The organism is Arthrobacter sp. 10N410 (assembly GCF_056394945.1).
In genome coordinates this window covers 439,536-451,249 of record NZ_JBFTIP010000002.1, presented here as the reverse complement: position 1 = coordinate 451,249, position 11,714 = coordinate 439,536, and the positions used below count along the sequence as shown (strand labels likewise).

The window sequence follows — 11,714 nt, the reverse complement described above, 5'->3', positions numbered from 1 at the left end:
GGCCCACACAGACATGACGCCCGAAGACATCCTCCCCGACGCCCTGCTGGAGCGGATCCGCGCCCGCGCGGCCGGCTATGACCGGGACAACGCGTTCTTCACTGAGGACCTCCGCGAGCTTGCGGACGTCGGCTACCTGAAGATCTTCGTCCCCGTGTCCGACGGCGGCCTGGGCCTGGGGCTCGCCGGGGCAGCACAGCTGCAGCGGCGGCTGGCCACGGCAGCCCCGGCCACCGCGCTGGCGATTAATATGCACCTGGTGTGGACCGGCGTCGCGCACGTCCTGGCCGCACGGGGCGACTCCTCGCTGGACTTCGTCCTGCAGGAGGCGGCGGAGGGCGAGATCTTCGCGTTCGGCAATTCCGAAGCGGGCAACGATTCCGTGCTCTTCGACTCGAGGACCGAGGCGACGCCGCTGCCGGACGGAAGCTACGGCTTTACCGGGCGGAAAATCTTCACCAGCCTCTCTCCGGCCTGGACCCGGCTGGGAATTTTCGGCAAGGACGCTGCGGCGCGCGGTGGCGAGGGCGAACTGGTGCACGGCTTCATTGACCGTGAGACCCCGGGCTACCAAATCCTGCCCGACTGGGACACCCTGGGAATGCGGGCCAGCCAGTCCAACACCACGGTGCTGGAGGGCGCCGTGGTGCCGCCGGAGCGGGTCTTCCGCAAGCTCCCCGTAGGCCCGAACGCAGATCCGCTGATCTTCGCCATTTTCGCCTGCTTCGAGACCCTCCTGGCGGCGGTCTATACGGGGATCGGGGAGCGGGCGCTGCAACTCGGCGTCGAGGCGGTCAAGCGCCGCACCTCGTTCAAGAACGGGGGCCGCAGCTACGCCCAGGATCCCGACATCCGTTGGAAAGTCGCGGAAGCGGCGATGGCGATGGACGCGCTCTACCCGCAACTCGCCACCGTGGCGTCCGACGTCGATGCCCTCGCGGACCACGGCCACCAGTGGTTCCCGAAGCTCGTCGGGGTTAAGGTGCGCGCCACCGAGACCGCGCGCACCGTCGTGGATCTGGCGATCAGGGTTTCCGGCGGTTCGAGCTATTTCCGTGGTTCCGAGCTTGAACGGCTCTATCGGGACGTGCTGGCCGGAATGTTCCATCCGTCCGACGACGAGTCCGCGCACAATACCGTGGCCAACGCCTGGCTTGGCCCGCTGGAGTCCTAGACGATCGCCAGCGCTGCCTACACGGTCCGTTGGACCTGGATGACCTTCCGGCGGAGCCAGAAGCGGCGTCCGCCGCCGACATAGAGGACGCTGCGCTCGAGTTCCCATTTGCCGTACTCGGAGTGTGCGGCGAGGATACGGCGGGCCTCGGGCAGCGAATCCTCAGGGCTGACCGTCAGCACGAGGTACTCGTACTGACGTGCGTAGTCCCGCTCCCGACGGACCGAGCTGCTCAGAAAATGTTCCTTCATTGCTCTCCATTTTCGTCTTTTTCGGGCTAACGTGAAGTCATGAGCATCGATCCGCGTGTCGCGCTTCAGTCCCTAACCGCCGCCCTCGAAGAACACCTGGCCGCTGCCGCGGCGCGGCGGGGAGACGGGGATCCCGCGGTCGAAGCGGCCTTCTTCGCCGTCGCCGATGCTTTTGAAGTCTACGACGACTCCCTCTACGAAGCGTATGGCGAAGTGACGCCCCTTGAGGTCATCGACGAAGAAGATGACGAGGACGAAAGCGAAGACGTCGACGACGAGGAAGACCTCGAACTCCTGCAGGACAACTAGCAGCCAAGCCACGTTCGGAACGACGCCGGCGCTCCCTCCCGCTCCCTGGCGGCCGCGCGGAGCCATAGCATCCCTAGAGCTGCAATTCCCGGGATCTCCCCAGCTTGCGGGCGTACTCTGTGGACAGTCCTACGGGACGCTGTTCGAGTCCGCAAAGGCTCGGAACGCCCTAAGACGTTCTATGTCCCGGGTTGGCCCGATGTCGGAGGTTGTTGTTGCCTGCACCACGGCGCAGCGTCGGCCTGTCGGAGGCCGGCGTTGACGAAGTCCCCTCGGCCGACCGCGCTGCCGCAGACGCCCCGGCCCGTTCCCCTGCGCGCTGGTCGACCGTCCGGCGGAGCTTCCCGGGCCGGTTGCTAAGGCGGCTCGGCCGGAGCATCATCAGGATCCCCTTGGCGCTGGCCATGGCTGTGCTGTTGTGGACGGTCGGACTTGTCACAGGCTCGGTGTCGTCAGGGCCACCGGCGCCGCTGGGCGCGGCCGTCTCGGCAGGTCCGGATCAGCTGATGGGCGGCCAGTGGTTGTCCATGTTCACCTCCGTGTTCTTCCCCGGCCCTTTTGCTTCCTACGTATTGGCGACCGCCGTCGTCCTGGGGTGCGTCGGTCTGGCCGAAGTAACAATTGGCGTTGGCCGGACCGCCGTGGCGTTCGTCGTCGGGCACCTCGGCGCACTGCTGTTGTACTTTGCGGTGGTCGAACTCGGAACGGCCATGGGCAGCGAATGGCTGTCCACACTCCGCCATCCGGGCCCAATGGGGCCGTTTGCCGGGTCGCTGGCCGCCGTCCTGGCGGCGAGTCCGCGGATCAGCGCCCTCTGGCGCCGGAGGATCCGATCCGTCAGCATCGCCGTAACCGTAATGCTCCTGCTATATATCGGGCATCCGCAAAACCTGGACAGCGTGCTCGGTGTGGCATGCGGACTCGGGATCGGCGCCCTGATTGGCGGCCGGCACGGCTCCGCCCACTACATCCGCTCCACGAGCCGCGAAGTCAGGGCACTGCTGTCAATGGTCGTCGCGGTCTTCGCGGCGGGCCCGGTCCTTGCCAGCCTGGCGAAGGCACCCTCGGGGCCGCTCGCTGTGCTCAGGAACCTGATTGTCAACCCGATCCCCACCATCAACGATCTCCAGGCGAGCTGCTCGGCCGCCGTCGACCTTTCCTGCCTCCAGATCATCCACAGCCCCGGGTTGCGCGGCCCTGGCGGTGAGGCCCTGTCCCTGGTGCCCCTCGTGCTGCTGCTGGTGTGCGCGGAAGGGCTGCGCCGGGGAAACCGGGCTGCCCTCTGGGTGGCAATTTCCGTCCATCTGGTGATCGGCGTCCTTTCGGCCATCTACCTGCAGCTCTTCGCCCAGTTCGGGACATCCGTGCGGAGCGGGTCGCGGGTGCTCTCGGTGGACTCGGGGATCGCGGAGGTCCTCCCGGTTGTGCTGGTGCCTCTGCTCATAGCCGCCGCGCTGTTTGCGGCGCGGCGGCACTTCAACGTCGACGCCGATCCGGTTCTGGGGCGTCGGTCACTTATCCTGCTGGCCGGCGTCTTCGCGGTTTTCGTCACGGGCTATGTGGTGGCATGGTTTGCCGAGGATAACTACCACCACCGGGCCGGCCTGCTGGCCCTTCTGGCCACCCTGCCGAGGATGTTCCTTCCCTACCCTTTTTCCTTCCGGTATTCCGTGTCGGTGTACCCGCACGGCGTATGGTCGCCGCTGATCTTCAGCTACGGCGGCGCCGTGTTCTGGCTCGTCTGCCTGATGAGCATCCTCGCCATGTTCGTCAGCCGCAAGCTCCGGGACCTCCGCGCAGACAGCGGGATCTCGCTGGCCCGACGGCTGGTGCGCCAGGGCGGGGGATCACTGTCCTGGATGGCACTCTGGCCCAACAACCGGTACTGGTTCAACGAGGCGGAGACCGTCGGTGTCGCCTACCAGCTCCACTACAACGTGGCCTTGACGGTGGGCGGACCATTCGGCGCGTCCGCCGACTTCGAGAGGGCCGTTGAGGGGTTCACCGCCTTCTGCGCCGAGCAGTCGCTTTCACCGTGCTGGTATTCCGTCACTGATGAACACTGGAACCTGCTGCGCGGGCTCGGATTCAGCCGCGTGCGGGTGGCCGAGGAGACCCTGCTGCCGCTGGGCAACATTGAGTTCAAGGGCAAGGAATGGCAGGGGGTCCGCACCGCCCTCAACAAAGCCCGGAGGCTCTCCGTCGAGGCCCGGTGGAGTACCTACGGCGAGCTGTCCGGACCACTGCGGACTCAGGTCCACGAAATCTCGGAAGAGTGGGTTTCCGAGAAGACGTTGCCGGAAATGGGATTCACGCTGGGCGGCGTTGAGGAACTCAAGGACGAAAACGTGTTGCTGTGCCTGGCCGTGGATGACGCCGGCAAGGTCCACGGCGTCACCAGCTGGCTTCCGGTGTTCACAGCCGGCGTCGTCACCGGCCGGACGCTCGATTTCATGCGGCGGAGTCCGGACGGCTTCAAGGGCGTGATGGAATTCCTGATTGCCTCGGCCGTACTGCATTTTGACGGAACGATGGAGGAAATTTCCCTGTCCGGGTCGCCTCTGGCGCCGGTACCACGTGGTGATCCGGCGCGCGAGCCGTCCGACGGCGCCGCGGTCGGCCGCTTCCTGGACTGGCTGGGCGGGGCCTTGGAACCGGCGTACGGTTTCCGGTCGCTCGCTGCCTTCAAACAGCGCTTCCACCCGCGGCACCGCACGCTGTACATGATGTATCACGACCCTCTGGCGTTGCCGGTTATTGGACGCGCGCTGACCGAGGCCTACATGCCCACCATGTCCATCCGGCACACGGCCAGGCTGCTGCGGGGCGTCATCGGATGAGCGCCGCGGCCGAAGCAGCCGCCGGAGCGTAGCATCCACGTAGCACCTGAGTGGCGCCCTGTACATCCGCACCAAAAAGCGAGTATTGCCTACTCCCGAAGTGCCGCCCGAAGGGGAATATGCTTCAGGCGTGCCGTAGCCGTGCCGCTGAGCCGGGCTACGCTGCCGCACTGGAAGTGACGGGTGACATGAAGCCTACGAGCAGCACACCGGTCCGCCCCGACGGACGTGTGAAGCGGCAGGCAGGAGCACATCGGGCCCAGCCGCTGCCGCGGTACGGCTTGCGTCGAATACCGCTGACCTGGCTGCTGATCGTTCTCTTGTGGTCCGCCGGAGCCGCCACGGGATCCCTGGTTTCCGGCCCCCCGCAGGCGCTCGGTCCGTTCGTTGCGATCGGCCCCGACACCCTGACACGGGGTGAATGGGGACCCGCTCTTGCCAGCCTGCTGTTTCCCGGCGGCGTCGCGTCCTATGTCCTGGCCACTGTGGTGCTTCTCCTGTGTGTCGGCTTTGCCGAAACCACGCTGGGAAGCGGCCGGGCTTTGGCCGCCGTAATGGCCGGCCACCTTGCAGCCGTCTTCCTGTTCGTAGGGAGTGTGGCGGCCGGCGACGAGCTCGGCAGCAGCTGGCTGAGCTCCATGCAGCACCCGGCCCTGGCGGGTCCGTTCGCCGGCTCCCTGGCTGCCGTAATGGCTGCGAGTCCCGGAATCAGTCCCTTGTGGCGTCGCCGCCTGCGGTCACTCGGCCTTGCCGTGACCATCATGCTCCTGCTGTACGTAGGTCACCCCCAGAACGTGCTCGCATTTTTGGGGGTGCTCAGCGGCCTGGCAAGCGGCTGGGCCGCTGCCACAGCCAGGTCCAGGGCCGCCGCCAAGGCCACCACCCGACGTGCCGCGAACGGCGCCGCTTCGCGCGCGAACGTTGTATACCCGCCGGGCGCGGTGTGGACCGGCCGCGACGTTCGCTCGACGCTGGCCATGACCGTGGCAGTATTCGCCGCCGGCCCGGTGCTGGCCGGGCTGTCCCAGGCGCCTATCGGCCCCCTTGCCGCTCTCCGGAACCTGATTGTCAATCCGGTGCCCACCCTGGGCGAGCTCCAGAGCGACTGCGCCGCAGCCGTGAATGCGGGCTGCTCCCAGATCATGCACAGTCCCGGCTTGCACGGCCCCGGCGGCGCCGCCCTCTCCGTGGTTCCCTTGCTCCTGCTGCTGGCATGTGCGGAGGGGCTGCGCCGGGGGAGCCGGGTAGCGTTGTGGATAGCCACGGTTGCCCATCTCGCCGTCGGCGTGCTCTCTGCTATCTACCTACAGCTATTTGCCCACTTTGGCGTCTACGTCAGGAACGGGAGCCGCAGGATTCCTGTCGACTCGGGCATCGTGGAGATCCTGCCGGTGGTACTGGTGCCACTGCTGATCGCCGCCGCGCTGTTTTTCAACCGGCGCCATTTTCCCGTGGACACGGATCCCGCGCTCGGACGCCGCGCACTGGTCTTGGTGCCCGGCATCTTTGCCGCATTTGTCGCCCTCTACGTCCTCGCGTGGTTCGCAGAGGGAAACAACCGGCACCGCGCCGGCCTCCTGTCGTTGGGAACAACCCTGCCTCGGATGTTCCTGCCGTATCCTTTTTCCTTCAAGTATTCCGTCTCGGTGCACCCTCGCGGTTATTGGTCGTCGTTGATTTTCAGTTACGGCGGAGCAGCTTTTTGGCTGATCTGCCTGGTCGCCGTCCTGGTCATCTTTACCAAGCGGCGCCTCTGGGACCACCGGGTAGACGATCACCGCTCCCTGGCCCGGCGCCTGGTGTTCCAGGGCGGCGGCTCGCTGTCCTGGATGGCGTTGTGGCCCAACAACAGCTACTGGTTTAACCGTGCGGGAACGGTGGGAATCGCCTACCAACTGCATCACGGCATCGCCCTGACGGCAGGAGGTCCGTTCGGGAGGGAGTGCGACTTCGCCGACGCCGTCCGCGAATTCACGGGGTACTGTGCCGAGCAGTCCCTGACGCCGTGTTGGTACTCCGTCGCCGACGCCCACTGGGCAGAACTCAGGTCGCTGGGCTTCAGGGGCATGGAGGTAGCCCAGGAGACGGTGCTTCCCTTGACTGGAATCGATTTCCGCGGCAGGGAGTGGCAAAGCGTCCGCACCGCCATGAATAAAGCCCGAAGGCTCGGAATTACTGCCCACTGGGGCGTCTACAGCGGGCTCCCTGACGGACTGCGGAGCCAGGTCCACGATATTTCGGAGCGGTGGGCCTACTCCCGGGCACTCCCGGAAATGGGTTTCACCGTCGGGGGTGTGGAGCAACTCAAGGACGACCATGTGCTGCTCTGCCTCGCCGTAGATCCTGAGGGCGCGGTCCTCGGTGTCACCAGCTGGCTGCCGGTCTTCCGCAACGGGGAAGTGGTCAGCCGCACCCTGGATTTCATGAGGCGCCGCGAGGACTGTTTTAACGGTGTCATGGAGTTCCTGATCGCATCGGCGGTGCTCCACTTTAAGGACAGCATGGCCGAGATTTCGTTGTCCGGTTCACCTTTGGTTCCCGCGACGGCGCTGGTGCCCCGCCAGGCGGAAGTCTTTCCTTCTGCGGGGGCCGGGCTGCCCGGCAAAGGCGCCACAGTGGCGGACGACGGCGGGACGGCGGGCCGCGTCCTGCGCTGGCTCGGCGACGTGCTTGAGCCGGTCTACGGATTCCGGTCCTTGGCGGCCTTCAAGCAACGCTTCCAGCCCCAGCACCGGACCCTCTTCATCCTGTACCAGGATCCGTTGGCGCTGCCGCTGATCGGCCGCGCCCTTGCCGAGGCGTACCTGCCTAACTGGTCTGTGCGCCATACGGCGCGGCTGATCCGTGATATCACCGGCCCTCAGCCTGCGCGCAGGCCCGCGAGTTATGGCGAGATTGCCATGAAGAAGTGACCCGGCTTCTGATCTGTCCAGATGCCTGGCCGTTTTTCCGGCCTTGGCCCGGGATGCCGGGTGACCGATACGGGGACCTTAGCGTCCATGTGTCCTTCTGCAGTGGTGAACTCGGCGTGGCCCTTGGTGGTCTTGCCCCTCGCCGTGACCGGTGCGGTCACGCGGACGGTTACGGTCGCGGACTGTCCGGCAGGGAGGTCTGGAACGGTCGCCTCCGTCGCGGTCCAGCCGGCGCGAAGCGACAAGGAGAGAGTGCCGCGCGAGAAAGCTTGGTCACCGCGGTTCGTCACGGTCAAGGTGAGATCGGCCGAGCCGCCGGGCGGCACGGCAACGGCGTCGGCCGAGAGGGTCCCGCACAACGGCCCGAGCCACCGGGCGTCGAACGTGTTGAAGGTGATTGCGTCATTCGTACCCTCATAGAGGACACCGAACTGCCCGTTCCCGAGTGCTGTCACGGTTGAGTAGCTAGTTGGCAGGCCGGGCGCGAAAGCACGTGAAGTACTCCAGGTCGCCCCGTCGTCGCACGAATAGCGGATCGTGCCGTCCCTGCGGGCGAACGGAGGGTGGTCGGCGTTGGAGAAGAGGAGCTTCCGTGCATCGGCCGAGCCCTCGGGCGCGTCCGGGAACATACGCGTGATCGAACCGTTGTTGCGTGGGTCGGTGAGCGTGGTGTTATAGGTGACGGCGCCGTAGGTCTCGCCGCCGTCGTGCGAAACCGCGACCCGCCTACCGCCGCCGCCTGCATTGTCACGGGAGTTGAGCATCACGTCGCCGTTGGATAGCTCGACGACTTTGTTCTCGTTCATCTTGTTGCCCGCTGGTTTTCCCATATGCCAGCTCCTGCCATGGTCATCGGAGTAGACAGAGTAGGCCTGGATCCGCTTCGAGCCGTCCGCCTGGATGATCTTGCCGGCAAACTGCTGAATGAGCCGGCCCTTGTGGGGGCCCGTACTGGAGTTGTATTCCCTCACCTGAGGATGCGAACTGACCGACGATGCCGCCCACGTTGGCCACCCCGTTGACCGTGGTTCCCACCGGCTTCACAGCGCTCGTGATGAGGGGCCCTGCGAAGGCCGAGTACCTGGAGTCCGGGGCGTAGGAGGACGTCATCGGCAGCGCTGGCCGGTTCGCCGGCTCCGTTGACCAGGTCTGGCCGCCGTCGGTCGAGACGGAGACCTCGGAACTGATGACACGCCTGTCGGCGTCGTTGTTACCGAGTCTGCTGCTGCCGAAGCCCGCGTCCTTCGAGTAGACGTGGAAATTGAAGATCGTGCCGGTTTGCCGGTCCACGACGTAGCTGGGGTCGCTGAAGCCATAACGCGGGACGCCAGGCCCGGCGACCTGACCGCGCGCAATGAATGTTGGCGCACCCCAGGTCTTCCCGCCATCGGTGCTGCGCCTCTGGATGATTGAGTTGGGCGCGGGCGAGTCGCCACCATCCGGGCGGCCGTCGTATGCAGCGAGAACGACGCCGTTGCCTGGACTCGCTAGCCCGACGATGCGGTAGGACCTACCGAGGACGGGGTCGATGGCGCTGTCGCCGTTGGACGCGAGGACTTGAGCGCTGAAGTGGCCGGCGGTAGCGTTATCGCCTTCCTCGATCCCGCTGCCGGGAACGCAATGGTCGCAGGTGGCGAGCACGACGGCACTAAGGATGCAGGCGGTGAGTTTTGCGAATGTTGTCCCTGCGCGCCTTAGAGGGTGCAACTGTCCACGGCTGTTCATGGTCTTTCAGTTCCTCGTTTTCCATCAGCAGAGGAAGCTGGGGATCCCACAACGTACAGAGGACGGCCATCGCTGTCTAGAGGCCAACGGAAAAGGATCGCGTCTCCAGGAGATTGGGACGCTACGCCCGGACGGCATCACACATCTCCATCCCGAACTCGGCTCGACCGGCCGGGACGCGGGTGACTCCACAAGGTAAAAGCCACGCCGATTTCCGCCGACGATTTCCCGTGCTGATATCGTGGGCCCTTGGTCATGACCGCCTCACGTTTGCAGGACAGCTTCTTGAAACCAACCTCACGGCGAAAAGCCCTCATCCTCCTGGCGCTCGGATCAATCGGAGTCAGTGCCGCGGCTGCCGCGCCCGCGGCCTTCCCCGGGGCGGACCAGGCGTCCGGCTCCACGCTGCCCTCGGCATCGGAATCCGGCACAAAGCGTCCGTCGACAGCTCAGGTAGTGATCATCGGTGACTCGCTCAGCACTGGTCACGGAACGAGCCCGGACATGGCGTGGCCGAAGCTGCTGCAGGATGACACCAGGGGAGGACTGCATCCTCTCTCGATCGTCAACGCCGCAACGGACGGGAGCGGCTATGTGCGCAGCGGGGACGGGGGCAGCACCTTCCTGTCCCAAGTCGACGCAAGCGTTCAGAAGAAGACGCGGCTGGTCCTCGTTTTCGGGTCGGAGAACGACATGGGAACCAGCGGCGTCCAGTTGAAAGAGGCCGTCGCCGCCACTATTACTGAGATCCGGGCTAAGGCCCCGGACGCCAGAGTCGTGCTGGTAGGGCCACCCTCCTATACCGACGAGCCGGAATCTGCCCGGCTCCAGGTTCGTGATCAGGCCCGCGCCGCCGCAACGGCTGCAGACGCCGTCTTTGTCGACCCTATCCAGGAGCAGTGGATCATGGGGCGGGCAGGAGAGCTGATCGGACCGGACGGCGACCACCCCAGTGTGCGGGGCCAGCACTACCTCCAGAAAAATATGGAGAAGATCATTTTCGGCAATCTTCCGGGATAACTTATCGGAAGCGCATGCCTGTGCCTGCTCCTTGGGAAGGCCGTCGGCCGGAGTCTACGCCGCACCGCTGGATCGATCTTTCGACGCCGCGCCGGAAGCTTAGCCCGTAACCCCAAGGCGGCCCATCAGCCAGTCCATGTTATTTTCCAACCCGTACTTCCAGGCCGTCCAAGCGTGTCCGCCGGGCGCCTCCTGGAACTGGACATTGATGCCGGCTTTCTTCATCGCCTGGTAGACCTGGACTCCCTGGGCCCGGAAGAACGGATCGCCGGCGCCGACGGTGACGATGCCGGCGGTGTCCGGGTACTTGCGTGTCTTGATGACGTCGAGCGCGTTCTGCTTCTTGAACTCGGCTGCGCTGCCGCCGAAGTACTGCTGCAGGAGCACTTGGTGGCCCTGCCGAATCGTCGGCTGGTTCTCACCCGAGCTGTCGATGAACGTGGGATAGACCTCTGGGTAGTTCATGGCCAGCTGCATGGCGCAGGTCCCGCCGTAGGAGAACCCTCCGATGGCCCACTGGCGGCTGGAGTGCCTGCCGGCTCCGAAAGTGGCCTTGACCCAGTTAGGCACGTCCTCGCTCAGGTAACGTCCGGCCTGGCCCTGTTTGGTGTTCATACACAGCGGCGGGTAGTTGGCCCACTTTGCCCCGGCGTCGGGCATCACGATGATCGGCGCCAGCCCCTTGTGTTCGGATGCGTACTCGTCCATGAACTCGGCAATCCTGCCGTTCCGAAGCCAATCCACCGGTTCGCCCGGGACCCCGTGGATCAGAACCAGCACCGGGAGATCCGCCCGCGGTGCGGCGAGATACGCCGGGGGAAGGTATACAAAGGCCGTTGAGGACACCTCGTGGGAGATCGGAGCCGGGATGAAGGCCCGGACGACTGTTCCCTGATCCGGCATATTCTCCGGCGGCGTCCAGTCGGCCAGCGTGGTGGGCGGCTCGCTCGGCTTGACGTCCGGCACCGGGTCTCCTCGTTCCTGGCTCTTGAACTGATCCAAGGTTTCCATCTTGACGCCGGTGTCTCCGAAGACCGATCCCAGGGTGGGGTAGTACTCGAAGTTCTGGTTGATCAGCGATCCCGACGCCAGGACAACGACCAGCGCCGCCGGCAACACGGCGATGCGCGCCGGCAGCCGACGGAGGTCCCGGATCTTGGGCACCACAAGGAGCAAGGCGAGGATACCGAGGCCCGCGTAGGCATAGACACGCTTAGGCAGCGGGGACCCCCACAAGTTCCACACCGGCTCGCACAACACCCAAATAATGGCGCTCAGGAGGCCGGCGGCCAGTACTGCGGCCGGCACCCAGCGGGACAGATGGCGCCGCCGACCCCAAATAAGCCAGATGAGGGCCGCGGCGGCCAGAATGTAGAGAACCACGGGCACGACGCCAGTAGTAATAGCGAGGTTCTGCAGGTTCATGGCCTAAGACTAAGGCTCAAAACCGGGAATCCGCCCGGAAACAACCGAAAAGCTACCC

The 11,714-nt window shown here is 65.5% G+C and carries 8 protein-coding genes; 5 read left to right on the top strand and 3 right to left on the bottom strand.

Annotated elements, in window-relative coordinates:
* The first annotated feature begins 13 nt into the window (after nucleotides 1-13).
* On the top strand, nucleotides 14-1,174 hold the full coding sequence (locus AC1DB8_RS06580; protein WP_476892529.1) for an acyl-CoA dehydrogenase family protein: 1,161 nt from the start codon (nucleotides 14-16) through the stop codon (nucleotides 1,172-1,174).
* 17 nt (nucleotides 1,175-1,191) lie between these two features.
* Here the strand turns inward: AC1DB8_RS06580 and AC1DB8_RS06575 are convergent, their stop codons facing one another.
* On the bottom strand, nucleotides 1,192-1,425 hold the full coding sequence (locus AC1DB8_RS06575; RefSeq protein ID WP_175323664.1) for a DUF5703 family protein: 234 nt from the start codon (nucleotides 1,423-1,425) through the stop codon (nucleotides 1,192-1,194).
* A gap of 39 nt (nucleotides 1,426-1,464) precedes the next feature.
* Here AC1DB8_RS06575 and AC1DB8_RS06570 point away from each other — a divergent pair, with 39 nt between their 5' ends.
* The 3 genes from AC1DB8_RS06570 (at nucleotide 1,465) to AC1DB8_RS06560 (ending at nucleotide 7,486) form a co-directional block, all read left to right on the top strand.
* A complete protein-coding gene (locus AC1DB8_RS06570) occupies nucleotides 1,465-1,734 on the top strand; it encodes a hypothetical protein (RefSeq protein ID WP_175323663.1) in 270 nt (89 codons plus the stop codon).
* Nucleotides 1,735-1,949: 215 nt separating this feature from the next.
* Complete coding sequence (locus tag AC1DB8_RS06565) at nucleotides 1,950-4,574, top strand: bifunctional lysylphosphatidylglycerol flippase/synthetase MprF (protein WP_476892528.1); 2,625 nt, start codon at nucleotides 1,950-1,952, stop codon at nucleotides 4,572-4,574.
* Between the two features lie 188 nt (nucleotides 4,575-4,762).
* Nucleotides 4,763-7,486 (top strand): bifunctional lysylphosphatidylglycerol flippase/synthetase MprF, encoded by a 2,724-nt coding sequence (locus AC1DB8_RS06560; RefSeq protein WP_476892527.1) that lies wholly within the window; start codon nucleotides 4,763-4,765, stop codon nucleotides 7,484-7,486.
* On the opposite strand, the gene AC1DB8_RS06555 is transcribed toward AC1DB8_RS06560, so the two are convergent.
* Nucleotides 7,459-8,457, bottom strand: coding sequence for an exo-alpha-sialidase (locus tag AC1DB8_RS06555; protein ID WP_476892526.1), 999 nt, complete (start codon nucleotides 8,455-8,457; stop codon nucleotides 7,459-7,461). The genes AC1DB8_RS06560 and AC1DB8_RS06555 overlap by 28 nt on opposite strands.
* Nucleotides 8,458-9,466: 1,009 nt before the next feature.
* Here AC1DB8_RS06555 and AC1DB8_RS06550 point away from each other — a divergent pair.
* On the top strand, nucleotides 9,467-10,231 hold the full coding sequence (locus AC1DB8_RS06550) for an SGNH/GDSL hydrolase family protein (protein WP_441417887.1): 765 nt from the start codon (nucleotides 9,467-9,469) through the stop codon (nucleotides 10,229-10,231).
* Between the two features lie 99 nt (nucleotides 10,232-10,330).
* Here the strand turns inward: AC1DB8_RS06550 and AC1DB8_RS06545 are convergent, their stop codons facing one another.
* Nucleotides 10,331-11,656 carry an alpha/beta hydrolase gene (locus AC1DB8_RS06545; protein WP_441417799.1) on the bottom strand — a complete coding sequence of 442 codons (1,326 nt, stop codon included), beginning with the start codon at nucleotides 11,654-11,656 and terminating at the stop codon, nucleotides 10,331-10,333.
* Nucleotides 11,657-11,714: the final 58 nt, after the last annotated feature.